The sequence below is a fragment of the Dolichospermum lemmermannii CS-548 genome (assembly GCF_028330815.1).
In the GTDB taxonomy this organism is placed as follows: Bacteria; Cyanobacteriota; Cyanobacteriia; order Cyanobacteriales; family Nostocaceae; genus Dolichospermum; species Dolichospermum lemmermannii.
The window spans coordinates 1-23,506 of record NZ_JAQMTJ010000005.1; the positions used below are offsets into that span (position 1 = coordinate 1).

General features: G+C 37.0%; 34 protein-coding genes. 19 read left to right on the plus strand and 15 right to left on the minus strand.

The genetic code is table 11. The annotated features are described in order from the left end of the window. Positions 1–130: 130 nt before the first annotated feature. Positions 131–277, minus strand: coding sequence for a hypothetical protein (locus tag PN450_RS00095; RefSeq protein WP_271834939.1), 147 nt, complete (start codon positions 275–277; stop codon positions 131–133). 6 nt (positions 278–283) lie between these two features. Beyond that, a complete protein-coding gene (locus PN450_RS00100; RefSeq protein WP_271834941.1) occupies positions 284–493 on the minus strand; it encodes a helix-turn-helix domain-containing protein in 210 nt (69 codons plus the stop codon). 216 nt (positions 494–709) lie between these two features. Here PN450_RS00100 and PN450_RS00105 point away from each other — a divergent pair, with 216 nt between their 5' ends. Next, complete coding sequence (locus PN450_RS00105; protein ID WP_271834942.1) at positions 710–1,378, plus strand: BRO family protein; 669 nt, start codon at positions 710–712, stop codon at positions 1,376–1,378. Between the two features lie 509 nt (positions 1,379–1,887). Here the strand turns inward: PN450_RS00105 and PN450_RS00110 are convergent. The 4 genes from PN450_RS00110 to PN450_RS00125 are packed head-to-tail and all read right to left on the minus strand — an operon-like array spanning position 1,888 to position 3,178. Further along, positions 1,888–2,229, minus strand: a complete 342-nt coding sequence (locus tag PN450_RS00110; RefSeq protein WP_148762644.1) for a hypothetical protein — start codon at positions 2,227–2,229, stop codon at positions 1,888–1,890. Beyond that, positions 2,226–2,525: a hypothetical protein gene (locus PN450_RS00115; RefSeq protein ID WP_246863117.1), complete on the minus strand. Its 300-nt coding sequence runs from the start codon at positions 2,523–2,525 to the stop codon at positions 2,226–2,228. Before PN450_RS00115 ends, PN450_RS00110 begins: the two co-directional genes overlap by 4 nt. Continuing rightward, a complete protein-coding gene (locus tag PN450_RS00120; RefSeq protein WP_148762646.1) occupies positions 2,513–2,935 on the minus strand; it encodes a type II toxin-antitoxin system VapC family toxin in 423 nt (140 codons plus the stop codon). The genes PN450_RS00115 and PN450_RS00120 overlap by 13 nt, the downstream gene beginning before the upstream one ends. A 9-nt stretch (positions 2,936–2,944) precedes the next feature. Next, the gene (locus PN450_RS00125; RefSeq protein WP_148762648.1) at positions 2,945–3,178 is read right to left on the minus strand and encodes a hypothetical protein; all 234 of its coding nucleotides are present in this window, start codon (positions 3,176–3,178) and stop codon (positions 2,945–2,947) included. Between the two features lie 542 nt (positions 3,179–3,720). On the opposite strand from PN450_RS00125, the gene PN450_RS00130 reads away from it, so the two are divergent. Then, complete coding sequence (locus PN450_RS00130; RefSeq protein ID WP_053539759.1) at positions 3,721–3,924, plus strand: hypothetical protein; 204 nt, start codon at positions 3,721–3,723, stop codon at positions 3,922–3,924. Continuing rightward, entirely contained in the window at positions 3,914–4,294 is a 381-nt protein-coding gene (locus tag PN450_RS00135) for a hypothetical protein (protein WP_246863118.1), read from the plus strand. Before PN450_RS00130 ends, PN450_RS00135 begins: the two co-directional genes overlap by 11 nt. Positions 4,295–4,331: 37 nt before the next feature. Here the strand turns inward: PN450_RS00135 and PN450_RS00140 are convergent, their stop codons facing one another. From PN450_RS00140 to PN450_RS00155, 4 genes are all read right to left on the minus strand, one after another. Continuing rightward, positions 4,332–4,730, minus strand: a complete 399-nt coding sequence (locus PN450_RS00140; protein ID WP_271834945.1) for a hypothetical protein — start codon at positions 4,728–4,730, stop codon at positions 4,332–4,334. A gap of 430 nt (positions 4,731–5,160) precedes the next feature. Beyond that, entirely contained in the window at positions 5,161–5,640 is a 480-nt protein-coding gene (locus PN450_RS24000; RefSeq protein ID WP_417033725.1) for a DNA cytosine methyltransferase, read from the minus strand. A gap of 574 nt (positions 5,641–6,214) precedes the next feature. Further along, positions 6,215–6,958, minus strand: coding sequence for a hypothetical protein (locus PN450_RS00150; RefSeq protein ID WP_271834948.1), 744 nt, complete (start codon positions 6,956–6,958; stop codon positions 6,215–6,217). A 2-nt stretch (positions 6,959–6,960) separates the two neighbouring features. Further along, entirely contained in the window at positions 6,961–7,227 is a 267-nt protein-coding gene (locus PN450_RS00155) for a hypothetical protein (protein WP_148762657.1), read from the minus strand. Positions 7,228–7,480: 253 nt separating this feature from the next. On the opposite strand from PN450_RS00155, the gene PN450_RS00160 reads away from it, so the two are divergent. The 9 genes from PN450_RS00160 (at position 7,481) to PN450_RS00200 (ending at position 13,510) form a co-directional block, all read left to right on the plus strand. Further along, a complete protein-coding gene (locus PN450_RS00160; RefSeq protein ID WP_148762659.1) occupies positions 7,481–7,849 on the plus strand; it encodes a hypothetical protein in 369 nt (122 codons plus the stop codon). 382 nt (positions 7,850–8,231) lie between these two features. Next, on the plus strand, positions 8,232–8,576 hold the full coding sequence (locus PN450_RS00165) for a hypothetical protein (protein WP_271834950.1): 345 nt from the start codon (positions 8,232–8,234) through the stop codon (positions 8,574–8,576). A 217-nt stretch (positions 8,577–8,793) separates the two neighbouring features. After that, a complete protein-coding gene (locus PN450_RS00170; protein ID WP_148762662.1) occupies positions 8,794–9,042 on the plus strand; it encodes a transcriptional regulator in 249 nt (82 codons plus the stop codon). 224 nt (positions 9,043–9,266) lie between these two features. Further along, complete coding sequence (gene iscB, locus PN450_RS00175) at positions 9,267–10,550, plus strand: RNA-guided endonuclease IscB (protein WP_271834951.1); 1,284 nt, start codon at positions 9,267–9,269, stop codon at positions 10,548–10,550. Between the two features lie 149 nt (positions 10,551–10,699). Then, positions 10,700–11,479, plus strand: coding sequence for a hypothetical protein (locus tag PN450_RS00180; protein WP_271834953.1), 780 nt, complete (start codon positions 10,700–10,702; stop codon positions 11,477–11,479). Positions 11,480–11,546: 67 nt separating this feature from the next. Continuing rightward, positions 11,547–11,951 (plus strand): DUF6876 family protein, encoded by a 405-nt coding sequence (locus PN450_RS00185; RefSeq protein WP_271834955.1) that lies wholly within the window; start codon positions 11,547–11,549, stop codon positions 11,949–11,951. After that, entirely contained in the window at positions 11,951–12,193 is a 243-nt protein-coding gene (locus PN450_RS00190; protein WP_271834956.1) for a hypothetical protein, read from the plus strand. The genes PN450_RS00185 and PN450_RS00190 overlap by 1 nt, the downstream gene beginning before the upstream one ends. A 292-nt stretch (positions 12,194–12,485) precedes the next feature. Continuing rightward, complete coding sequence (locus PN450_RS00195; protein ID WP_193962217.1) at positions 12,486–12,986, plus strand: hypothetical protein; 501 nt, start codon at positions 12,486–12,488, stop codon at positions 12,984–12,986. 230 nt (positions 12,987–13,216) lie between these two features. Further along, a complete protein-coding gene (locus PN450_RS00200) occupies positions 13,217–13,510 on the plus strand; it encodes a hypothetical protein (RefSeq protein ID WP_271834957.1) in 294 nt (97 codons plus the stop codon). A 148-nt stretch (positions 13,511–13,658) separates the two neighbouring features. Here the strand turns inward: PN450_RS00200 and PN450_RS00205 are convergent, their stop codons facing one another. Both PN450_RS00205 and PN450_RS00210 read right to left on the minus strand, forming a co-directional pair. Then, positions 13,659–14,174, minus strand: a complete 516-nt coding sequence (locus PN450_RS00205; RefSeq protein ID WP_053541488.1) for an HU family DNA-binding protein — start codon at positions 14,172–14,174, stop codon at positions 13,659–13,661. A gap of 350 nt (positions 14,175–14,524) precedes the next feature. Continuing rightward, entirely contained in the window at positions 14,525–15,712 is a 1,188-nt protein-coding gene (locus tag PN450_RS00210; RefSeq protein WP_271834958.1) for a hypothetical protein, read from the minus strand. A gap of 103 nt (positions 15,713–15,815) precedes the next feature. On the opposite strand from PN450_RS00210, the gene PN450_RS00215 reads away from it, so the two are divergent. The 4 genes from PN450_RS00215 (at position 15,816) to PN450_RS00230 (ending at position 17,799) form a co-directional block, all read left to right on the plus strand. Then, positions 15,816–15,938 (plus strand): hypothetical protein, encoded by a 123-nt coding sequence (locus tag PN450_RS00215; RefSeq protein WP_271834959.1) that lies wholly within the window; start codon positions 15,816–15,818, stop codon positions 15,936–15,938. 25 nt (positions 15,939–15,963) lie between these two features. Beyond that, positions 15,964–16,392, plus strand: coding sequence for a hypothetical protein (locus PN450_RS00220; protein ID WP_271834960.1), 429 nt, complete (start codon positions 15,964–15,966; stop codon positions 16,390–16,392). Between the two features lie 153 nt (positions 16,393–16,545). Further along, positions 16,546–16,908 carry a CNP1-like family protein gene (locus tag PN450_RS00225; RefSeq protein WP_148762668.1) on the plus strand — a complete coding sequence of 121 codons (363 nt, stop codon included), beginning with the start codon at positions 16,546–16,548 and terminating at the stop codon, positions 16,906–16,908. 585 nt (positions 16,909–17,493) lie between these two features. Beyond that, a complete protein-coding gene (locus tag PN450_RS00230; protein ID WP_271834961.1) occupies positions 17,494–17,799 on the plus strand; it encodes a hypothetical protein in 306 nt (101 codons plus the stop codon). A 196-nt stretch (positions 17,800–17,995) separates the two neighbouring features. Here the strand turns inward: PN450_RS00230 and PN450_RS00235 are convergent, their stop codons facing one another. From PN450_RS00235 to PN450_RS00245, 3 genes are all read right to left on the minus strand, one after another. Next, complete coding sequence (locus PN450_RS00235) at positions 17,996–18,739, minus strand: endonuclease (protein ID WP_148762670.1); 744 nt, start codon at positions 18,737–18,739, stop codon at positions 17,996–17,998. Positions 18,740–18,899: 160 nt separating this feature from the next. Continuing rightward, complete coding sequence (locus PN450_RS00240; protein WP_271834963.1) at positions 18,900–20,273, minus strand: hypothetical protein; 1,374 nt, start codon at positions 20,271–20,273, stop codon at positions 18,900–18,902. Positions 20,274–20,314: 41 nt separating this feature from the next. Then, a complete protein-coding gene (locus PN450_RS00245; RefSeq protein WP_271834964.1) occupies positions 20,315–21,571 on the minus strand; it encodes a hypothetical protein in 1,257 nt (418 codons plus the stop codon). Positions 21,572–22,035: 464 nt separating this feature from the next. Here PN450_RS00245 and PN450_RS00250 point away from each other — a divergent pair, with 464 nt between their 5' ends. From PN450_RS00250 to PN450_RS00260, 3 genes are all read left to right on the plus strand, one after another. Further along, a complete protein-coding gene (locus PN450_RS00250) occupies positions 22,036–22,260 on the plus strand; it encodes a hypothetical protein (RefSeq protein WP_271834965.1) in 225 nt (74 codons plus the stop codon). 181 nt (positions 22,261–22,441) lie between these two features. Next, a complete protein-coding gene (locus tag PN450_RS00255) occupies positions 22,442–22,828 on the plus strand; it encodes a hypothetical protein (protein WP_148762677.1) in 387 nt (128 codons plus the stop codon). Between the two features lie 133 nt (positions 22,829–22,961). Next, positions 22,962–23,303 carry a hypothetical protein gene (locus PN450_RS00260; protein ID WP_271834967.1) on the plus strand — a complete coding sequence of 114 codons (342 nt, stop codon included), beginning with the start codon at positions 22,962–22,964 and terminating at the stop codon, positions 23,301–23,303. Positions 23,304–23,506: the final 203 nt, after the last annotated feature.

The following is a 23,506-nucleotide window of genomic DNA, read 5'->3' on the forward strand; positions in this document are numbered from 1 at the left end:
CTTTTTTTATTCTCGTAATAAAGTCAACTTTTTTATCAATTAATTGTAACCAAAAATAAAAGTGATAAAACCCTCTGTTTTTGACCACTCCAAATACCACCCTTGACAATTTTCCCTTTTCCTTAACTTGTCACCAATGCTCTACCTGTGCGCCTTCGGTTCTACCTTGACGGTCGGCTATCCGTGACAAAATACCCCTGATGTCCCTATCAAGTTTGTAATTAACACGGTCAGTTAGTCGGTTTCTTCTTGGTCTTCCCACAGTAGCTATTGTCACTTACGGTTATGACTTTTCTATCCTTACCAATAATTCTTGAATATCACACTCCAAAACATTGCAAAGTTTATCCAAAGTATCAAATTGAATCCCTTTTGATCTCCCTTGTTCTAACTTTTGAATGTTTTGCGGGGACATCCCTGAAAGTTGCGCTAATTGGTATTGTGAAATGTTCTTGGACTCTCGCATTTCTTTAAGTTTAATTTTTACGCCCATTTCTGAACTCACTTATACTATCATACATGGTACTACCATATTTAGTGCTACTTTTAGTAATAGCTATAGCTTATGGAATAGCTAAATAATATCACAAATTGTAATACTACCACAGTCTCTATATTTCATTTAGTAATACTACAATAAGTGGCATAGGAAGAAATTCTTATGCTCTGCCAGAAATTTGTAATCAGAAATTAACCAACAAGGATTGTTATGAATTTAATCGCTTTTACTGAAGGTACAAACCCATTTGATAAGATTAAGCAAGTTGATGAAGATGGTAATGAGTATTGGTTAGCCCGTGAACTTCAACCATTATTGGGGTATACACAATGGCGACGGTTTGAAGAAACAATAGAACGAGCAAAATTGGCTTGTCAGAACTCAGGTTACACCATTGATGACCACTTTGCCGACGGTGGCAATCTGGTGAAACGACCACAGGGAGGGGGTTCTAAGCAATCTGATTTCAAATTATCACGGTATGCTTGCTACCTCACGGCCATGAACGGCGACCCCCGGAAATCAGAAATTGCGGCGGCTCAAACTTATTTTGCTATCAAAACCAGAATGGCGGAAACTGCTTCTGTTGAGCTAAATCAGGAATCTCTGAATGCTATGATCACCGCAGCCCTCGAAAAATCCCTAACTCCCATCACCCAACAACTTAATGAGATTCAAGAGCAGATCCAATTAGTCCCCGGTGTCAAACCTAAACGCCCCTGGACTCTGCCAGCATTCACACCACAGGAAGAAGTGCCACCAGATTATGTACAGTTAGAAGATGGTTCTTGGTTATCGCCGGAGGGGTATCAATCAATTTTGCAACAGGGCAGACGGTCTTTACCTTGGGATGTCCGCAGACTTCATGGTTCTAACTAGATATTGGGGCAGTTGTGGTGACTGCCTCGTAATTCTTACAGGAAACTTTTATAGTACATACTAACTAGGAAATTCTTAGAGGAAAAGTTCACCCCCAGATAAGGATACTGTGGTGGCTTAGTTTTCAGTAATTACACTAACACAATAATTACTTTGGCATTTCCTCTAAGAATTTCTCAGTACCCCCGGCGATTCTTAGAGGAAACTTTTTATTATACGTATCATCAATTTATATTTGTAGTTCAAGCTACCCATACATAAATACCAATAAATTCTTAGATAAAAAGTTTAAGAATGATAATATCGCCCCAGAAGGTTATATTGGTTTCGTTTTAATTCCCACAATATTAGAGTTTTGCGGTTTCCTCTAAGAAAATCCTTCAGTGATTACACTTACTCTACATAATTACTTTTGGGTTTTCTCTAAGAATGTTGGAAAGGTTGCCCCCACATTTCCTTTGTTCCATCCTACTGTCAAAATTTTCTTAGAGGAAAATCCCAAAGGTACGTCATTCCGCCAAATAATCTATCACTGCCTCCAAATCTAACATTGCTTGGTTAAATCTATTCAACATGGCTTCTACTACTTCTGGTTCACCATTAATATTTTGCAGTTTTTCTTTTACTACACAGTCTAGGGCTTCTATCCACAATGCTAAATTCGTATGTTGGGCTGCTTTTAATAACCCCATATTGGTAAGCACAGATAAGTGAAATCCTAAATTATCTTGTCCACCATACCCCATATACCCATTACTAAGTTCTAGTTTTTGTGGGGTAAACTCTGCATACTGGTCAAAGGTAATTCCGCTGGGTTCTAATTGTGGTTGTGGTAAAGATGGTTCACTCATAGTTTTTGTATAGTTAATTGTGATATTTGCAAAACACGGTCATTCCAATTACCAAGTTCTTTATTAACCTGATTTCTGGCTTCTGTATCGTTCCAGATTGGCTCCCATTTAAACAACCAACGGGTCAAAAACCGTCCTAAGTTTGCTAATTCAAAGGCATAATCAAATTCTATATCTGGGGCTATCCATTCAATCAAATACATTGTCTCTCTAATCAAATTTTTTACGACATCATTATTATTACTGTCTTGTAATAAACCCTGAATTTGTTTTAAGTAGTTGTTTAAAAATTCCAAGGATTAATAATTAAAACTTTAGTGCCAGCAAAATCTTTTTCGTTACGGGTAACAAGTGTAAGAGAATTTTGTACTGCGGTGGCTGCAATGAGAGAATCCATAGCAGGTAAAGGTCGTCCATTTTGTTCTAATTCTGCAACTAGGTTTCCCCATAAAATCATTGTGGCAATATCCAGACCTAAAATTCTATTTTCAAAGCGATGGGGTAGGGTTTCATTTAACCATTTTGTTAGAGATTCTTTCCGTTTAGATACAGGAAATTTACTGATACCTTTAGCAATTTCACCAATTGTAATTACGCTCAGGTAAAGTGTTTCTGGAAGTTGGGCATCTAGCCAGTCTAAAACTTGCTGATTTGGTTGTTTAGTAATAGTTTCGGATATCAAGCAAGTATCAAGAAGATAAGTCATAGGAATAAGTTATGGGATAAAAATATCACGCGGTAAACTGGTATCTCTACTCAGGTCTAATTCTTCAGCTACTTCAGTTAAAGGAGATTGACGGAAAAATTCGGATAGTTTACTTGGTTGTTTTGGAAGGATTTTGTTATTTTCATTCTCCATAGTTAGGCTTTGTGCAAGTAGTTGGATAATGTAAAGTTTATCGTTGGGCGAAAGTTGAAGAAGTTGTTGTTCAAGTTCTGAAATAACCATATTTTATTTAGGTATGGGATAATTTAATTTTGGCACATCTTCATACAGAAATAGTATAACATCTCTACAACTTGTTTTGCAGTAGCACGAACTCTGATAATTTATATCAACTAAATCATTCCTTCTCAAATATTAATTATTCCAGTTCTATTACTACATTATAACAGCATTTATCTAGTTGCTATAATTATGTTATAATAATCGTTAATTTGTGTGGTTTATAGAATTTACACAAAATATCAAATACAAGTTAGGTCAGGGTTTATGGATAGAAGTCATTACGATAAGTTAAGCGGTGAACAGAAGTTAACATTTTTAGAAAGTGCTATGGAACATTTAACCATAGATGAAAAAGCTAAGTAAGTCAAGAAATTGTTACCTGTCAAAGATGATAATAGTTTTACGGTAACAATGGGAAATTCCCAAGTTCATGCTAATACTGTTTACCAATTCAACCTTAACAGTAAAGATGAAATTGCAGATTTATGGGAGGCGATAACTGACAAAATCAGAAATAACCCTGACAATAAGGTTGAGTAGATATGCCAGAACCACAGAACCAAAATAAATCACGTCATGCAGCAGCAGACGAAGAATGCTGCGATGAAATGGCAGAAAAATACGGTTGGAAACTTGTTGACGTAGAAGAAACTGGTAACGATATACTGCCAGTAGACTGTGTATTTGAGGGCGATACAGAATTTCCCAAATCATATTACGATACTGAGGAAAAAGATGATGCGTAGATGGATTGTGTTTCGTGCTGATAAACGTCAACCAGGTTGGCAAGACAGAAAATATGCTCACACGGGTTCTTTAACCAAAACTCTAGGTGAACACTATGATTGTTCAGATACACCACTACCCGAAGTTGGTTATCGTCCCCCGGAATTTATTAAAGTTGAGCAGTTTGTTGATGCCGAATACCCAGAAGCCAAAACCCATCATCGTTTAAGTGATTGGGAAGTAACCAGTGTTGAAACCTATACTCCTGATATTTCCGGTATGGGATTTGATATGATTGTGATTTGTTATTGTAAGTATGTACCTATTAATGCAGCACTTCAACCAATGCCAGAACGACAGATGCCAGTAAAGCAAACAGTAAATGTTTAAGATTCAGAACTTCCAGGTATTTGCTTGGAAGTTTTTTTTATGGGCAACAACAATAGACAGGGATTTTCTCAGTATTTAAGTTTTTCTCTAAGAATTTCTCAGTAGTTAGAGTTTCCTTACCTGCTTCTTCCGTATCTAAGTTTTTCTCTAAGAATTTCTCAGTAGTCAGGGTTTCCTTACCTGCTTCTTCCGTATCTAAGTTTTTCTCTAAGAATTTCTCAGTAGTTATTGACCCCGGCGATAGTTGCAAGGTATTGAACTCTATTAATTCCGACGGCGGCGATTCTGGGATCAAGAAGATTTCCTGCTGCCTGTCTTTGTTTTCTAATAGTGCCGTTGCCGGACGGAACTCCGAGGGGTCTAGCCAACTCGGCGGGATATCGTACCACTCGCTGAGGATAACCGGGTTTAGCTTAAACAGTAAGTAGATAAACATAATAAAAACGATATGTGTTTAGTTTTGTGAAAACCGTGAAACGACCTATTTGCAAGGCATTCATTGAATTTACATTTCGTCATATACCTTTAATTTTTTCTGTTTACCTACTTAGAAGCCTCTCACCTACCCAATAGGGAGGTGATGAGATGAATACGCGTGAGTGACGAATTGCCTAACGAGCAAAATTAAGCGCAGTTTAATCAGTGTTGTTGGGCGATGTTAGCGAAGCGGCACGAAGTGCGGAATGAACACTTTCTTGATTTTTTTTTCAAATATTTGATATAATTTCCAACAGTAGGTGTAACTCAATTAAATGCTGAAAAGCAGCCTATCAAAAAAGTTAAAAATTATCTCAACAAGTCCCTAGGGCATAGGGCTTTAAAGCTCGGTCAATGTCCTCATAGAGGAGTCGCCGAGAAGCCCACACTCACCTGAAAGGGAGTGTGTGGAGTATGTCACCACTTCGCCTTTGTGCAACAGTCCCAGCTTTTTCAATTGTGTTTCTAGCTTGGTTTGTCCAGGGGGTCGTCCGTTCCCAGTTGAGCTTAATGCACCGGGAGATTCCAACCAAAAGTAATCGTTGTCTAAGAAAGGGGGCTGCAAAGTGTCCTGAACATACACAAATCCATTCCGCATCGTACCCGTAGCTGTCAATGGTTGCGATCGCGCCCCTAAAATATGACCCTGTTGGTTGTCCTGGGTAGTCGGGACAAGTAAGGAGTCCGGTAACATTCTCGATGCAGAAGAATTTTGGCTGGATTCTGGTAATACTTTCAAGGACTGCGGGGAAACAGTCTCGTTCGTCGGTTGCTCCGAGTCGTTTACCGTTGATGGAAAATGGTTGACATGGTGGTGAAGCTGTAAGCACGTCAATTTGTCCTGGTTTTCTAACTGATAACCCTCGCACGTCTCCGTAGTTGTGGACACCGGGGAATCGTTTACTGAGGAACGTTGCACGGTCTTATGCCAGTTCTCGCGGCTTTTTAAATCCAACTTCTGACAAACTACTGTTGAGAACCGAGTATCAAAATTATCAACTGCAATTCCTTTCCATTTTTCTCTAAAACTGTGACAACCAGGATTTTGACAGGCCACCCACAAATCACGGCTGGGATTGTAAGTTGGTATAACTACGCGCACTAGATTATCGTTGACCTTGCCTGAATCTTGACAACAGAAGCATTGCCATTTGGGATAAAAAATGTCTTTGTTTTCTAGCTGTTCTTCAGGTCTGACTGGGATGGGTATAAGCTGTTCAAATTCATTCTTCATGATTACAAGTCCCAAATAATCTTCTTGGCATAAGCCCAGTCATAAAAAGCTATGCGTCGTTGTATCTCGTCTTGGTCATTAATTTCATAGAAGAACGAAACATAGCCGATATTCCGAATGAAGTTTAGCCATTCTTCTTTTTGCGGGTGGTTCTCCCATTTACTGTCCTCTGTGGATGAAACTTTGCCTTGGGATTTTTCCCACTGCGATCACAATTCCTCAAGATGCGCTTCAATCCATTTTTGGGGCAATGTCGGAGGGTGCGGTAATTTGTTGACTTTATCTAAAGCAAATTTTTCAAATTTCTCTCTCTCGCCATCTGATAAGTCTGAGAGAAAGTTTGTGTAAGTTTGTTTAGTTTGATTAGTCTGAGGAGCAGGAAAATTCTTTATAGGTAAAGGTTCTAGCTGTTCTTCGGGGCTAAAATAAGCTTCTTCAGGGCTTAAATAATCTTCTTTGGGGCTTAAATAATCTTCTTCGGGGCTTAAATAATCTTCTTCGGGGCTTAAATAATCTTCTTTGGGGCTTAAATAAGCCGAACGGTTATCCTGACTGGGTTTGGGCTTAGATTTAGACTGAGATTTTAACCGATCTGCCTCAGCTTTAGCATTAGCAGCAGTAGTGTTATGACCCTGAATGACCACAGTGCGATATTCATAAAGCCCCAAGCTCCGAAGTTTTCTTAAATCTTTTTCAACGGATTCTACTGAACCTCCTACAGCTATTGCTATTTCTGCAATAGAAGGCAAATCGTGATATTTGACCTCACCATCAGCGGTATAATCAGCAAAAGGGTCAATAAGCATTAAATAAAGCCAAAGACGACACTGACTGCCTGTTAGCTTTTTGGTAATGACCACAGCAGCATCGCGCTTAGAAATCATGAAATAACCTTGCATTCTTGATTCCTCAATAGGTTCTGGATAACGAATAGTACGAGTTTTGGTTTTCATGGCTAATGCACCCCCAAAGTAATTGAGAGTAAATAACTGGTTATTGCTTCTGGTTTAAAAATCTTGGTGAGTATGGCTACGTTACGCAATCTATCACCACAGTCAAACCCTAAAACCTTGAAAATACCTGATGAGAATACTTTCAAGGCATTGGATTGTAGAAAAACACTGGTGATAAAGTCCAGTAAATCCGGTTTTATTGATGCTAAAGTCCAACAATCTCCTAGTGCGGACTGGAGACAGTTGAAAAATCCCTGTCTATGGTGCATAATTAAGTTAAGAAATTTATTTTTTTGAACTTTTGCCCTAGCCAGTGTTAATGGTTAAGGCTTTTTTTTATGTTTTGTTAGAATTTGAGTTCCCCTTGTTGCTAAATGACAATAATTTGATTAGAATTGATTTATATCTATAAGCAATTCCCTGAGTTAGACATTCAATTGAGTCTTATACTGCTGTGGTACTGTTGGCAAAGCCTCACAATATTGATAATAGTAAATATTACACCTTTTTTTAAATAAATCAATGACTCGTACAGAAATTTTAGTTATTGCCCTAAAGAGAGCGATCGCACGGGGTGCAAGAGCGTCACACATAGCACAGAAATCAGGTGTTAACCCTGCCGTGATTTCACGGTTAATGTCTGGACAACAGCAAGACATCATGACTGAGTTTTATTTCAGTATCCTAGATTGCTTAGACGATGATATTCGGAAAGAAGCACTGACCAGACTGGGGATAAAAAGCGAAGTTGACCCCCAGGAAATGGTGAAATACCTCAAAGGTCGTGAAATAGCGAAAATGATTCCCTTTTTAGACAGAGAAGATAGGGCAGATATCATGCAAGCACTGGCATTGTCATTACGTTCTTCGGATCAGAAAGTTTGTGTTTAAACAGAGTTAAATCACTAAATATAATTAGTAACAAATAAAACTTCAATATCCGCTAAAACTTGTTGTAAATTAAGTATGGGTATCATTGAATAAATACTATAAGTTTTAGTGATAGATTCTTGGTGAGTGTAGCGTATTAAACCGTCAATTATTGCTACATTTAGATTGTAAACATTGACTGAATAGCGATATTGATAGGTTATTCTTGCAAGAAAAAGCTAGGATATTCTTACATCATGAAGTTCATACAAGTCAAGAATAAAGAAAAATAGAGAGTAAGTAAGTCGGCACGATAAAATCAATATACATTTTTTTCGTAAAAACCCTTAAATAACCTATCTATAAGGTATTTGTCGAATTTACATTTCGTTACATATGTTGATTGTTTAACGCCAACTTACTTAGTAGGGTGAGTCAAGATAGTTTGAAACAAATTCTCAATGAATGTAATAAACTTGACGGTGCAATAATTACCGATGTGATTAAAAATTTAACTCATAAATTAAAAGATCAGGAAAAATCTACTCTCTTAGAGCAGCTTGCTTCTGATGTGAGTCCAGAGGTCAAAGCAACTTTGGTAAAGCGGTTGTTGGGTGATGGTGGATTACAAGTAACATTTGGACAATCCCACGTAAACGTTACCAATTTCTATAACATTCAGTCTGCTTCTACAGAACAGTTATCAGATATTGTCTTAGCCATTGCCGATATCATCAGAAAGTCTTAGTTTTTACCTATAGTTTTTACCTATACTAGGGTATTACCATTCTACTTTGTGCCACATTCAATAATTTATTGACTATATTTCTTGGTAAAAATACTGAGTCTTAGTTTTCCTGTATAGATATTTTATATTTAAACTATAGATTTTTTGATATTGTAAGTATATGAATATAATTACGTAAAGTCAACTTTACTTTCAAGGCTGGCTTTACTGCAATAGCATGGCAAAAAGAACCAAGTTTATAAAACTTTTAGAGCGACGAAGTTTAACTCAAGAAAAGTTTGTGGAACTTGTACAGGATGCCTGGAGTACCATTTCTGGGCGTTCATTATCTCGTCAGGCTGTCAGCAGTTGGGTAAATGGTCATGCAGTTCCCAAACTATCCCCCACAGAAACCCTAGCAATCATCGAAATCCTTGAATGTACCCTGACTGAACTTGCACTTGCTTTTCCTCATGAGGGTCAGTAACTCAGCCCTAAAGGGACTGAGCTTGTAATAAATTGCAAGCTGTACTGACCAGTCTAAGTCTTAACTGACTACGTTTTTTGAGTCACGACACCCTGGAATGCGAAGCCAGTTCCCTGCTCTGTCATTTGCAATTAAACAGTTTTAAAGTCACTGAAACAGTGTTGCAAATTTAAAAAGCTCTTAAAACATTGACGAGGCTAACATTACCCGCAAGGAGGGACTTTATGTCCAAAGTATTTGTAATTGACACTGACAAACGACCATTAGATCCAATCCATTCAGCACAAGCTAGGCAACTATTAAGAAACAAAAAAGCAGCCGTATTCAGACAATTCCCATTCACGATTATCCTCAAAGAATCACGTCCAGATTCACCAGTATCACCTCTAAGATTAAAGATTGACCCTGGTGCAAAATTCACAGGAATGGCATTAGTTAACGACTCGACTGGAGAGGTTATATTTGCAGCCGAATTAAAACATAGAGGTTTTGCAATTCGAGATGCTTTAACTTCTAGACGACAATTAAGACGTTCTAGACGTGCCAAAAAAAACCGTTACAGACAACCAAGATTCTTGAATAGAACCCGTCCAGAGGGATGGTTAGCACCAAGCTTACAAAGTCGGGTTGAGAATATCAAAACTTGGGTGAAAAAGTTGCGCCAATTTGCACCAATTGGGGCGATTAGTCAGGAGTTGGTACGGTTCGATATGCAGTTAATGACTAATCCTGATATTCAAGGTAAGGAATATCAACAGGGAACTTTAGCTGGTTACGAAACCAGAGAATACTTACTAGAAAAGTGGAATAGACAATGTGCCTACTGTGGAGTGAAAGACGTTCCTTTTCAAGTAGAGCATATTCATCCACGAGCCAAGGGTGGTAGTGATTCAATTACAAATCTCACTTTAAGTTGTGAAAAATGTAACACCAAAAAAGGAACGAAAGATATTAAAGATTTTCTCAAAAAAGACCCATCAAAATTGGAAAAAATATTGAAACAAGCAAAAAGACCACTAGCTGATGCAGCCGCAGTAAACACAACTCGTTTTGCATTACTATTCGTTTTAAAAGCGACTGGATTACCTGTAGAAACGGGTTCAGGAGGTTTAACTAAATTCAATCGTAGTCAACAGAAAGTAGAGAAAACGCACTGGATTGACGCGGCTTGTGTTGGTCAATCAACTCCAATTCTCAATATCAAAGGTGTTAAACCATTGCTAATTACAGCTAATGGTCACGGCACTAGACAATCTTGCAGAACTGACAAACATGGATTCCCAAATCGTCACTGTTCTAGAACTAAATTTCATTTTGGGTTTCAAACAGGAGACATCGTTAAATCAGTCGTCAAAACTGGTAAAAAAATTGGCGAATATATTGGAAGAATTGCTACTCGCGCGATAGGAAGTTTCAATATCTCAACTAGAAATGGATTAGTCCAAGGAATTAGTTATAAAACCTGTAAAACTATCCACCAAAAAGATGGTTATGGCTACTCAAATTAAAAGATTCAATGCCTTTATTACCGCCCGTGTCGCTTCCCTCTCAGCACGCTTTGTGTCTGAGTTTCCCACTTACCGCGAGGTCTTATGATTCTTAATCTTGACAATGTAAACTTAACCTTACATACTTTATATAGATAGTAAGGTGCGCTATGAAACTACCAACAACATTTCAGGAACTCGACCTCACCGGATTTGATATCGAAACCAAACAGTACAATAGTATTACTAAATCAATGGTTGATATTGCTTGTGCCGTGTTGAAAAAGAATCAGGTCGGTATTGTTATCCGTAGCGTACAATCAGCTTTAAAATATATTTACGGTATTGGTGGTAGTTCTGACACGGTTTGCGATTTATTACGTCAGTGGCGGATTGAGAACATGGATCTTAAAAGAAATGAAAAAAGCCTAATCACCGCAATTTTTGAATCTGTTGATGACGGGGTTCTCGATGTGTCCGATATTCCAGGGGATTATTTGACTGCTATGAACCAATGGGCGAACTGCTTGCAGCAGCGCTTCGCTATCGCTGTTTACAAACTCGCTTACCAAAACGCCGATTCCTCTATTTCCGGTGACAAACTCAGATATCTAGTTACCGAGAATGAATTGTTAAAACAACAACTTATAGATTTTCCGAGTTTACAACTTGAACTTAATTTTCATAAAGGTGAATGTGAACGGCAGCGCAACGAGCTTAAAGAAGCATATATAAATATTAATAAACAACAATTAGCTGATAGTGAAGAGGTTCGGACTAAGTTGGAGGGTTTGTATCAGGAACGTAATGACTTGATTGTGAAAAATAATGAACTTGGTAAAAAGTTAGCACAGTTACAAACTCACTTAGAAGAAGCTAATACTACTATCAGTAATTTACAATCACAACATAGTTCAACAAATGGCAAAGTTGCGGTAGTAATTAGATAATAAATGGGGGCTTTTCCTAATAATTAATGCTATCGCTTTGGGGGGTTGTTCTTTTTGGTATTCTACCATGATTTCAGCACAAGAATTACAGCAATCTCTCAAGCATTTTACTAGCACTGATAATTATTACAGACATTTGTTAGGTATTCGCTATACCGATGGTGTTCAGTATTTAGCAGAAGAAGCCCAGTGTTATTGGTTAATAGATGTTATTGCTAGTTACCAAACCAAGAAACTATTAGCTGATAAAATGCTCAAGGATTTTCAGCTATGGTTATTGGTTGTTGGTGACAGTCATGAATTTATCAAACCCAAACCTCATCATCAAGCGGTTGTAACTTGTTGGGGAGATACACCAGATCCAGAAATTACGCCATATATCAGACAGGATATTGAGTTTACTGATTTTCCCTTACCCGAAATCAAACTTTTTCTTGTTCAGGGTGTGTTGATGTTACCTGGGGAATATTGATGAAAGAAATGGCTTTAGTTGCGGTGCAATTAGCATTTCTTGATAATGGACACCATCAACGAATTAGTGAATGTCCCAAAGACAGATTTTCGGCGGTTCTTGGTTGTTCAGGTAAAAGTTATGATGTGATTTATCATAATTCATTTGTTTATATTACCATCAGATTTTGTTTGCCTAAGAGAAAAGCGGAATCTTTGGCTAAGAAATTGAATCAAGCACTCGACGACTGGCAAAGTAAATAGCATTATGGTGGGGTAACTCCCACTGTTTAACTATAGCATAATTTGTTATTCACAGGATCAAAATAACATAATTTGTTATTGATATCTACATTAAATTTAACATTTGTAACATTATGATTTTTATTGAGAACTAAGTCTAATTAAATATTTATTCTCATAAAAATATTAACGTTTATATCCAGTATTTATCTAGAAAATGTCTGGGGAAAATTAGTTTTAACAACTTAAAATTCCCTGTTAAATTTCTCATTTTTAGTTAAAATACTCAAAGTTGAAATGACGAGGATTTGCAATGTTTTTAACTGCGAGTAAAGCTGCTTCTCATATCAGAGGCGTTATCAAAGACTATAATTTCTGGGGGCAATCTGAAAGTGATTCTCCTTTGAAAATCAGCACAACTAAGGCTGTTGTAGATAATGAAAAAATCCTGTCTTTGGATAGGTCACTGCGTACCAAAAATGCTGGGGTTGCTCCCACTAAAGAGTTCTTGGAAACCAGAACGGTTGTTCAAAAGACCTTAGACGAAGTATTTAAACCCTTGGCTTTAAATGCGATTGAGGCATTGAACGATCAAGGCGAATTACTGGATGCGGGAACTGCAAGTTTGGAAACGTTAGCAGCAGAAGCAGAATCAGTTGAATATTATGTACAACTGTATGCAGCGTTTAAACAAGTCACCAATCCTAAAATCTATTATGTTGATGCTCCTGCTGACCCCAGTGTGGGAATGTTTATTGTGGGAACAGTGGGAACAGAAACTGTTTATGCCAGTGCATTGTTAACTCAGACTTAGACCGCTTTTATGACCTCGGACTACAAGTTAGTTCGGGGTTATTTTTTGAAACAATAGGAATCTACAAATGCCAACAACAACAGCAGGAATTTTACAATTTAGTCAACCAATTTATAAAATCACTGAATCCGGTGAATGGTTGACAGAACAGGTACAGGTATGAGGAAAACTTTAATTCCGATTTCGCCATAGAAATTAAATTAGCAATTGATCCCCAATATTCTAATATCATGGGAGTTGAGCCAGACGGATTATTAAATCTGCGCCCAGATGGCTCGAATTGGTGCTTTGATGTTGGTGTTGGGCAGAATAATGTTATTACAATCCCAAATTCTGTATCTGGTATTAATTCCCCAGACACCATCAAAATAATTAGATCCAATAATGTAGTAACACTAGATGTAAATGGAGTCTTAGCCTCAAAACCAGTTACGCAAACATACAACACTGCAAATGGACTGGTCATAGGAAATTTCCAAAGTTTTGACGGTAAATTATACGGACTAAAAATATTTACTTGGTAATTACCAAACTGATTTTAACTACACAAAAAATAAATTAGTAGTTGGTGGTAATGCGAATTATCAAATGTATGGTACAGAATTTTCAATTAATTTTACTATGATTTAGGGTTTTGGATTTTAGATGTTTAAGATCCAAAACCTTAATTAGTTAAGCAACCTTAAATAAATACCCAATTTCAGGAATTTCACCAGCACGTTTCCAGCCAGTAGTATTACTCCATAATGGAGTGATTGTTGTTAATCCTTTGGAGATTAATTCTGATTCAAATATTTCCACAGGTTGATTATCAATATTCATAAACCAACTGCGATTATTTGGGATTAATAATTCTGTGGGAATTGGGGGAATTGGCGGACTATTATGCTTAATTGCTTCAATTATTGGCAATGTTGCTGGGTCAGGTTGAATATCAAAACCTTTAGAAAATTTGAAAGTTGGTTTGCGTTTAGCATCAACATCAATTTGTTCACCAGTCCGGGGATTTCTGGCTTTACGTTCTGGTAAATCTCTAAAGGAAAAAACCCCAAATTTATCTATTCTCACTTCCTCACCCTCACGAAGAGAAACTTGAATAAATTTATAGAAAGATTCAAGCACACTTTTTACAGTTACTTCACTGTATCCTGTGGATTGTTGCAAATATTCGGATAGGTTGGCGTTCATATTCTCGTATCATTTAACAGCATCAGATTATGATTTAATTATTACTCAAAAACAGGTGAATTTGACAAGTGGTAACTAAGATTTTTTGGAAGAATTCAGGAGTCAGGAGTCAGGAGTTAGGAGTCAAGAATTAAGAATTAAGAATTAAGAATCAGGAATCAGGAGTCAGGAGTCAGGAGTTAGGAGTTAGGAGTCAAGAATTAAGAATCAGGAATCAGGAATCAGGAATCAGGAATCAGGAATATTGGTGATAGCAAGAATATAGAGAAGCCAGTTCTTCATCAATTACTAAGAAAGACTCCAAAACTCTGATTTACTCTATATCCTGAATCATTAGGATTGTTTTAAGACTATTTAAAAGTTAGAAAATCCTTGATATCCTCTTTGTCCATATTGGGATCAAATAATGTCAGTTCACTGGTTTTCCCAGTTGCAGTCACAAACCTTGTACTATAAGCCAACATAGTTTTCGTAAGTCCTGGGGGGTAATAAGGACGATATTGTTCGCCGACTAATCCTAGATGATGCCAGCCAAATTGTTGTTTAGCATCAGGAAATTGCATCTCAATTGCTAATTTTTGTTGACCTCCCTGCTCTATAATTTTGGAACGGATTTGTACTGTTTGACCTATCCAGGGTGTTGCTTTAGGGGCAGACCAACTACCATGTTGAACTGCATAAACTTTTAAAACTTTGGCTGCTTCGGGTTGCATATTTTTCAACTTTTCTATAATCTCATCTGCAAACATTGTAAACACCATTCCCGCCTCACCAGTTTCCGCTTGATGTGCAACTTTCCAATACACAGCAACCCATGATTCAGGATGGTATAAACTATCGTCGGGTTTGGGTGTTTTATAAATACTTTCCTTACGGGCTTTAAACAGTTCGGAAACTTCCCGGATCATGCGGGTGCTATCATCATTTTCTTCTTTCCAAAGAATTGCTTTTTTCATTTCCGCCCGATATTCTGTCCGGTCAGCCATTGCTTTCTCTAATTGTGCCGGTGCATACTCAACATTACCAAACAGGACTTTCTCGTAGGTTCTGGGTGAAGAATCCAGTTTTAGGTCTGGGGCTTTCCAATAACTATTAACAGTTTGCACCAGTCTCGAAATTGTGTCTAAAGCATCATCTTTAACCGCGCATTTACGACTGAGATAACACTCCTTGTCTTTGAAATCTTTTAACCAAGGGGATTCCGCACCCTGTTCATTTAAGAAATCCCTGACCGCATCCAATCCATTTTTATTGTTGGGATATGCAGACTTTAAACTATCAACAGCAATTTGGACTTGTTGAGATAGAAAATCAATAATCGGCATTTCCTCATCTTGTTTTTGTTCACCACCGGCGGGAATATTCAATACCACCTGTTCACAACCACCAGAACGGGCGCGGGCTAACAATGAGGCTACAATCCCCGTCATGTCATTCATGCTATTAATCGCAATCTGTTGGAGATTCCCCTGTAATGCCATCTTGGGGAATTTCTTGGTGGCTGGGGGTTCATCAAAATTAGCGATCGCATTCCTCATATTCGGATACGCAGAAGATTTGATTAATTGTATAAAATCACCTGCCAGATAGACTTTGAATTTGTTAATGAAGTCGAATTTTTGTAGCTGGTAGTTTATTGTGATGATTAAACCTTTAAAAAATCAAGAGAGGCGATCTACGGCGGGCGTAGTCGGCGTAGTCATAGCTTTTGGCAGTGCGCTACGTGCGATCGCTAAAATTCAGTCCAACGTAAAAACACCATAAAAATTTTGTATAATAGATAGCGAGATTGCAAGCAATTTTAGGCATTCTCCATATATCAAACTTTTTCTGTAGTGTAATCATGAAGTTTCCTCTAGCTTTTCTTGCTATTCCACTTACATTTATTATTCAGCAGGGTGCTTTCGCACAAATTTTTAATCCCTATTCAGTTCCCATGAAGTTACGTGCGCCAATAAGAACTTGGGCGGGTCGTGATGGTTGCCTATGCCCTTACGATCAAGTAGTTACGGAAGGTATGACATTGGCATTTGCTGATGAAGACAAAATATATACCTGTGGACAGACTTCCGCGTATATTAGACCTGATGGGCGTAATCCGGCTTGCTATGTAGGGGATAGAATTAGATACGCTCATGAAAAAGCGAGACAAATTGAAGAACAATCTAGGTCTATGGATTCACGCGCCTGTTATGTTGACTTCATGAACAGATTTTAGTCGCGTAAACCTCGATCTTTCACCAGTGCGATCGCCATTGAAGAGTGCGGAAGGGAATAAGAAGTTTTTCATGTGTCCTGCTGTACGCAGTTCATGATGGCTACTTAAATAATAATGTATTAGTTATTAAATCAATTACAAATAGGATTCCTTATGAAATTTAAATTAACCTTGTCTGCCATTGCATTAGCATTATTACCTTGTCTTCCTGCAAAAGCAGATTTCTTTACAGCAGTAGTTACAAACAAAGGTTGGTGGGAAGTTGATACAGACTCTATTGAGCATCTTGACAATGGGACCGCAAGATTTATTAGTAGACAGATTAAAAACTCTCAAATAGGAAATGTTACTGCCAATTTAATAGATTGCTGGAATCCAAGAGTAATGTATCTTGCTTTTTATAATATTGATGCTCAAATGTGGAGAGACAACCCTGACCTAAAATGGTATCCTATTAAAAAGAATGGTCATGGAGAAGGAATTCAAGCATTTGTTTGTTCAACACCTGGGAGATAAGAACGGCTAACGCCTCAGTGATTGTGATGTTAATTTAGGAGTAATCTTAAAAATGTAGAGCCAAGATACATATAATTCCGGCAAGATGGAATTCTATAAGACTTCCTATTCCAAAAAGAAGTGCTGGGGCAATGATTCAAGAGTTTGTCTGTTCTACACCTGGTAATTAACAGGGGCTAACGCCCCGGTTATGGTGAGAGGTAATTAGGAGTAATCTTAAAAATAGAGCCAAGATACATATAATTCCGGCAAGATGGAATTTTATAAAACTAAAGTGATTGGAGCAATGATGATTTGTGAATCCTAGTTAACTAATTCCTGACTTTCATATTTACTTATCACATATACTAGGGCGTTAGCCCTTTGATTGTACCATGAAAAAATTCAAAAGTCAACAGTACCTTAACTGTTTAAGAGGTAGCTTATTAATCATCAAAACAACCCTTTAGTTAAGTATTATCTTGTATCCTTTAACTCCCTCCTTCTTTTGTGAGAGTATTTGCATTTGATTCAGAAGTCCGAGAATATCTGTAAAAACTCTAATCACCAAGGAGACGGATTTCTAAATGCAGCGGCAATTGCCGCTTGAGATATGAGGCAAAAGAAAACACAGAATACACACGAACAACGCTAATTCTCGAATTAGCGTTTTTTTTATCGAAGAAAAATATGAAAAGATACAAAAAAACAAACATTACTCTTGTTGTTGGTATAGCTGGTATTTTTGTCAGCGGATCTGTTGGTGTAGTAGTAGCAAAGCATATTCTTTCTGTAGTTGAATCATCTAACTGCGGAGCATCGGTAAACTTCAAATCTTCTCCATCATCCTTTTTGGAATTTCAAATTAGAAAAGAGCCTTGTAGCAATTCCCCTGAAACAGCAGCTAAATAGGAAATACATTTAAGTAATGGCTGAAAGCTAAGTATCACAATGCTTTCAGCACTTATTTTGATTCCTTAGCGTATATTTTCCAGTTTTGGCACAGTCTAGCCAGATATAAACGAAGAAGACTTTATTAGTTGTGTGAAATCACTGGAAATCATAAAGAAAGAGAATAAATCCCTTCCTTTATGACTTTGTTAATCTACTAAATCTTTCCCCATTTGTGACTAAAGCAACTAACAGGACATTTTCCGATTACTTCAAAAAATTTCTCTGTGTTGTTATTAGTGCTACTAACTCCAGATCCAGTTCCTCGTAAGGGAATAAAAAGTCTGTAAAGATCGCCACTGTGTTTTTGAATTGTTACTTTCATTACTAAAAATTTTGATAATTCAGATCGCAAAAAATCTGTACTTTCTGGATCAAAACCTTGAGTGTTAAAGTAAATTCCTTTATCATGCCAATTTCCATCGTCTACATACCATCTCAAAATTAAATCTTTTGTCAAAACTAAATCTTGTGGAACAATCTTTTTACCGTCTGGATACCATTTATTTCTTAACTCTGTAAATAGATTATTAGATGGACTTCTAAAAGAAACACGATGGTATGATTTATCTGTTCTTTTGTCATAATTATCACCTACTTGTAGCTTACAAGCAGCAAATGACTCTGTGTTATTTATAATCCATTGAGCGTAGTCTTCATGTTTCGTAACAAAGTTGAAAGTAGCATCTCGATTACAGTCTTTTCCTGTTACAAAAATACTTCCATCACCTAGCAAGTGACCTTGAATTAAATCCATTTCCTGTTTAATGCAATTTGTCAAAAGCACATCACTGTGGGGATATCTTTGGCGATGATGACCAAACTTTTTTACAAATTCGCGGTAGCTTTCATTCTTGTAAGAAAATAGACTCTCTTGCTCATATTGCGTTTTTTGTGGCATAATAATTTTGCTCCTATGTTGGACAAACAACTAATGGAGTAGTCGTCTTGACTGAGTGTTGGCTCACTCTTTCAAGGCGCATTTACTATTCTTAGTATACACTATTTTATTAAAATTACAGAATTTTAATATTAAAATAAACTAATTGCAAAATTATTTTTTATCTAAAATTTGATTTTTTGAAAAGTGGACTGTGCTTTACCCTTACAAAACTTGGTACACATATTTCACCCTCTTCAAAGTCCGGGGCGCAAAATACTTTTCTGCCTTTGATTCGTCCATCAGGTAATACCACATGATAATGTGCCAGGGATTCATCTAGTTGTGCCATTGTTGAATAGAATCGGATACCAGCAGCTTTAGCTAAGTTTAACCATACAGCCCTCATGCGTTCTTTGATACGAGTTACCACATAGGGATGTAACAGTAAAAGACCCGCTTTATCGGCTTTAATAATCCGAATCATCGTGTTTTCATATTCAGCTTCAGACTGGAGTTTGTCGCTACCTTCTTCGATTTCTGCCTCGGCTTCGGTTTGGTCTATTCTCAGGATTTCCGCTAGGTCAGTGATGGAATTATAGGCTTGGGATAGGCGATAGCGAAGCGCTGCTGCAAGCAGTTCGCATTTAGCTTCTAATTTACTGATGATATTATCTTTTTGTAGCACTTCAAATGAGAACCACTGGAGTAACATCCATCCTGGTTTAGCCCGGCGTAATTCCCCCTCAAACACCAAACCAAATAATAGTTTACCTTGATGATTACCTAACGCTGGTTTATTACCTTTGAGTGAAGATAAGGGAATCACTAAATCAAATTCAGAGTCATCGAGTTTGGGGTTATAACCAATAGTTCCTTTACCAATCCATTCTACTAAATTATCGTTGTTTCTGAATGCTGCTCTGAATTGTAAGGGTTTATTTTCATCAGGTTCAAGTTCTTCATCTTCTCCAGTATCTGGATTAAATTGTTGTAATGGCAGTCCCAATAATTGCATCAGTGCTTTACTAGCTTTGGCGTGACTATCCCCGGTTTCCCAATGAATATTATTGACTGCATCATCTAAGTCGTTACCATCTGCATCTTTATTTTCATCATCTACTACTACATATTTCATTTGTTTGTATACCAGTTTCTTACAACCAGTATGCAAAATGCTACCGTAAATTATACGTTTCCATTGGTCTTTAGCTGTTTCCCCAAAATACTTTTTACCGATGGTTTTTTCATTAGTGAATGTGAATCTCCCATGATTTCTAGAACCACTGGCTAAATCCAGAAAGAATGCTGCTTGATAACCTTTGGGTTTAAATGCGTTTAATGCTGATGCTTTGGTTTCTGTTGTTTCTATTTCCCCAATACAAAAATCTAATTTTGGATGTAACCCTGCTAATAATATATTTCGTAAGACTACTTTAGGTGCATTTGACCATTTATTTTCAGTGCAATTCCACACTGACCATTCAGTAACGGTGGCGATTGTGCCGACTGAACCATCTTCGATATAGCGGGTATTTGTGAATAATGTAGTCATATTAAAAATCCATGTACTCTAAACTTGATAATCCTGCTTTGTTAAAAATCCATGTATTCTAAACTTGATAATCCTTCTTTAATTGTGATAGCCGCTGCTTCGGGGATAATCACCGGAGTTTCCTGTGATATATCCAAACTTCTGGCAAGTTCTTCATTTTTGAATGTCAAGGCATAAATAAAGTCATAATTCTTATTGGTTTCGGTAATAAATCCCTCTTTCAATGTTTGTATATCCTCCATTTTCTCGTCACCAATTACCCTGGCACAACAGATATCGGGTTCTGTTTGGGATGCCAATAATCCCAGTATCAAGATAAAATCACCGAGTTGATTTCTTTTAGCCATTTTGATAGCAATAATCACCAGGATTGCTGCTGCTAAAATATAAGGAGCGCAAGCTGTTAATAAACCCCATGCCCCGGCAAACATTCCAGTATTATTGAAAACTGCTGGTAATAAATCTTTTACTGTTCTTAGTAATCCCCCAGTAATATAACGAATTGCTTCACCTCCGGGAATATCTAATCTTTTTAAGATTATAGAAATCGTAGTATTTTTTAAGGCTTCAACGAAAACTCCCGGTAATTGCACTCCCTTTAAAATAAATGTTGTCAGAATACTTTCGGTAATCTTTTTCAATACTTCAATGGCGTTGATTGTTGTCGGTATATCCACAGGAACAATTGCACCATAAGCACTAGAAATATTCCCAAATTGGGATTTAATTGTGTCTTCTTTATAATTATTTTCTTCTTTATTAGATAACAATTTCCCGGCTTTTCTAAATAGTTTTTTGATACCGTTAATTGTTGGATTAACAATCTTGCTTTTCAGAAACTTCAACAGTCCTGATTTATCCTTGTGTTCTTGTCTCGCTTCTGCCCTCGCTGCCTTGGATTCATCTTTACCTAAAACCAATTCTTTGATTTTTTGTAAAGCATCCGCAAGTTCTTCTTTGACTTTATCTAGGAGTCCTTGGAATATATTGACAATGTTGAGGTTGTCCTGGGGGAAATCAGCGATAGCGAAGCGCTCCGTAGGAATCGCCGATGGAAATTCCTGCTCTGTTTTCTCCCTAATTGCCACAAAGTGATTCCTTACTTCCTGTGGTACAGGGTCTTCTTGTTCATCAAATTGGGATAATAAACTATCATAAGCATTGAGCATTAATGTTTTTAAATCTTCAATTTGTTGAGAAAACCAATCTTTATTTACTTGTTCTACAGATTTAATTCTGTCATAAACTGAATCATCGTTATCATAACCACTACTATTAATATTCTTCCAATTAATCAATATATTATTAACTTCTACGGACGCTTTATAAGTTTCGATATTCGCTGGGCGTTGTCCAATTGCATCAAGTTTTTGTTGTCCAACCGCACTTGGATTACCGTGTACTTTAGAATTAAAAACTTTGTTTACACCATAACAAGATTGTAGTATTTCCGCAGAAGCATAGCCAACTTCATCGTCTAATTCTGATTTAGAAAAGTAATTAATAATCGCTTTTAGTGAAGGTAAATTATCTTGCGAGTAAACTACTGGTTGAATTGAATCAAACTAATCCTCTTTATTTGACAAAGTTTGCACAACTTCTGTGGGGACTCTTAACCCACCCTTGTTTACCCAAATTCCATCGGTTATTTGACTTAAAACTTCTTCTGGTGTCATGGTCTATCAATTTAATTTAGTAAATAAAAATATGTTAAGGATGCTAATGCTATCGCTTTGGGGTTGTGTTGTTGTTAGTTAATATCATGACCACTGCATTCGTTAAACGTACAGGAATCAACCCTTTAAAATCAATTGAACTCACTGTTGAGCAATTAAATATACTATTGAATGAACCCCGAATTACTGGAGTTGTTGATATTTCAGATTCAGGTAAGTTAATTGTCAACTGTGAAGACGGTTTATCTAGGATGATTGGGTTTTCTGATAGTCAGATAATTTGGTTTGACAGTTATTCAGACCCGGATTAGTAGAAAAAAGGGAATAGGCATGAGTTAATCTATTCCCAGCACTACATCATCTATTAACTAAACTCTAGCCATTGTTTGATTTTAACATAATCACTAATAAAATCAAGCTTTATATAGTGAAATGAAGATTACAAAAATCATTGATGCTATCGCTTTTTAATGTTGGTATTTTTGAGATTTAATGATGAATAAAATCAATTTTGCGGGTATTGAAGGTAAGGTTTTACAAGTTAGTCCACATGGGAATTATCAGGTGGTGGAACTTAGCGATAGCGAAGCGCTCCGTAGGAATCGCATAACTATTGTCGGCACTTACTCGAACAAGTTTCATTGGCCAGAATCCACCGATGAAAGTTCTGGATTCACTAGCTTTATCACTTACATTGGTTTGAAACAACAAGAGTTCCCCAGATTTAGAGATTGGGTAATTGTCAATAATGGCTATTTCGAGGGAGACGACGGCACACCCCGACAATCCAAACGAGTCCGCAGATTTCCACTGGAGATTAAGGTGAGGGGGTTACTCGCTGAATCTGTTGTTGAGTTGATTCATGGGGAAATTGGATAATGTTTGAAAATGCAGGTGACAGTTACCAATTAAGGTAATTGAGGATTGAAACCAGCAATAACAAATAGCAAATAGCGTTATTGATTATCGGTAATGCTATTGCTTAATGTTCAATAATATAGGGGATTGTATCATGATTGGACAATTATTCACCACTGGAATTGGTATTTATCAAATGTATCCCGGTGATGATAACAAATGGATTGCCCAAGTTGATTTTGAGGATGAAAGTCATGCCCAATTAGGTGGTGTAAAGGGGACTTTAGCAACTAAATATGGTGATAATTTATTGGAGTCTGTGAAAACAGTTAAACAGGATGCCCAGAATTTGGGAATTAGAATGTTGACATTACCTGATACTAAATTCAAACTCTATGTTAAACGATTGTTTGTTGATAAAACTGAGGTATGTAAACAAATTGAAGGGGTAGCCCAAGAACTCGATTTAGAAGTTGTGTCTTGTTTACCTGAATAAGTGTTTGATTTGCTGGTTAAATCTAGTGGTTTTTTCTTGGCAGATAATTTTATGAATATCCCCATTGGTGACAAGTTAAGGAAAAGGGAAAATTGTCAAGGGTGGTATTTGGAGTGGTCAAAAACAGAGGGTTTTATCACTTTTATTTTTGGTTACAATTAATTGATAAAAAAGTTGACTTTATTACGAGAATAAAAAAAGGA

Excerpts from the sequence above, each read along its gene's own strand:
- PN450_RS00100 (WP_271834941.1), bottom strand. The coding sequence starts at position 493 with ATGGGCGTAAAAATTAAACTTAAAGAAATGCGAGAGTCCAAGAACATT.
- PN450_RS00105 (WP_271834942.1), top strand. The coding sequence starts at position 710 with ATGAATTTAATCGCTTTTACTGAAGGTACAAACCCATTTGATAAGATT.
- PN450_RS00110 (WP_148762644.1), bottom strand. The coding sequence starts at position 2,229 with ATGAGTGAACCATCTTTACCACAACCACAATTAGAACCCAGCGGAATT.
- PN450_RS00120 (WP_148762646.1), bottom strand. The coding sequence starts at position 2,935 with ATGACTTATCTTCTTGATACTTGCTTGATATCCGAAACTATTACTAAA.
- PN450_RS00125 (WP_148762648.1), bottom strand. The coding sequence starts at position 3,178 with ATGGTTATTTCAGAACTTGAACAACAACTTCTTCAACTTTCGCCCAAC.
- PN450_RS00130 (WP_053539759.1), top strand. The coding sequence starts at position 3,721 with ATGCCAGAACCACAGAACCAAAATAAATCACGTCATGCAGCAGCAGAC.
- PN450_RS00135 (WP_246863118.1), top strand. The coding sequence starts at position 3,914 with ATGATGCGTAGATGGATTGTGTTTCGTGCTGATAAACGTCAACCAGGT.
- PN450_RS00140 (WP_271834945.1), bottom strand. The coding sequence starts at position 4,730 with ATGTTTATCTACTTACTGTTTAAGCTAAACCCGGTTATCCTCAGCGAG.
- PN450_RS00150 (WP_271834948.1), bottom strand. The coding sequence starts at position 6,958 with ATGAAAACCAAAACTCGTACTATTCGTTATCCAGAACCTATTGAGGAA.
- PN450_RS00155 (WP_148762657.1), bottom strand. The coding sequence starts at position 7,227 with ATGCACCATAGACAGGGATTTTTCAACTGTCTCCAGTCCGCACTAGGA.
- PN450_RS00160 (WP_148762659.1), top strand. The coding sequence starts at position 7,481 with ATGACTCGTACAGAAATTTTAGTTATTGCCCTAAAGAGAGCGATCGCA.
- PN450_RS00170 (WP_148762662.1), top strand. The coding sequence starts at position 8,794 with ATGGCAAAAAGAACCAAGTTTATAAAACTTTTAGAGCGACGAAGTTTA.
- iscB (WP_271834951.1), top strand. The coding sequence starts at position 9,267 with ATGTCCAAAGTATTTGTAATTGACACTGACAAACGACCATTAGATCCA.
- PN450_RS00180 (WP_271834953.1), top strand. The coding sequence starts at position 10,700 with ATGAAACTACCAACAACATTTCAGGAACTCGACCTCACCGGATTTGAT.
- PN450_RS00185 (WP_271834955.1), top strand. The coding sequence starts at position 11,547 with ATGATTTCAGCACAAGAATTACAGCAATCTCTCAAGCATTTTACTAGC.
- PN450_RS00190 (WP_271834956.1), top strand. The coding sequence starts at position 11,951 with ATGAAAGAAATGGCTTTAGTTGCGGTGCAATTAGCATTTCTTGATAAT.
- PN450_RS00195 (WP_193962217.1), top strand. The coding sequence starts at position 12,486 with ATGTTTTTAACTGCGAGTAAAGCTGCTTCTCATATCAGAGGCGTTATC.
- PN450_RS00200 (WP_271834957.1), top strand. The coding sequence starts at position 13,217 with ATGGGAGTTGAGCCAGACGGATTATTAAATCTGCGCCCAGATGGCTCG.
- PN450_RS00205 (WP_053541488.1), bottom strand. The coding sequence starts at position 14,174 with ATGAACGCCAACCTATCCGAATATTTGCAACAATCCACAGGATACAGT.
- PN450_RS00210 (WP_271834958.1), bottom strand. The coding sequence starts at position 15,712 with ATGAGGAATGCGATCGCTAATTTTGATGAACCCCCAGCCACCAAGAAA.
- PN450_RS00215 (WP_271834959.1), top strand. The coding sequence starts at position 15,816 with ATGATTAAACCTTTAAAAAATCAAGAGAGGCGATCTACGGCGGGCGTA.
- PN450_RS00225 (WP_148762668.1), top strand. The coding sequence starts at position 16,546 with ATGAAATTTAAATTAACCTTGTCTGCCATTGCATTAGCATTATTACCT.
- PN450_RS00235 (WP_148762670.1), bottom strand. The coding sequence starts at position 18,739 with ATGCCACAAAAAACGCAATATGAGCAAGAGAGTCTATTTTCTTACAAG.
- PN450_RS00240 (WP_271834963.1), bottom strand. The coding sequence starts at position 20,273 with ATGACTACATTATTCACAAATACCCGCTATATCGAAGATGGTTCAGTC.
- PN450_RS00250 (WP_271834965.1), top strand. The coding sequence starts at position 22,036 with ATGACCACTGCATTCGTTAAACGTACAGGAATCAACCCTTTAAAATCA.
- PN450_RS00255 (WP_148762677.1), top strand. The coding sequence starts at position 22,442 with ATGATGAATAAAATCAATTTTGCGGGTATTGAAGGTAAGGTTTTACAA.
- PN450_RS00260 (WP_271834967.1), top strand. The coding sequence starts at position 22,962 with ATGATTGGACAATTATTCACCACTGGAATTGGTATTTATCAAATGTAT.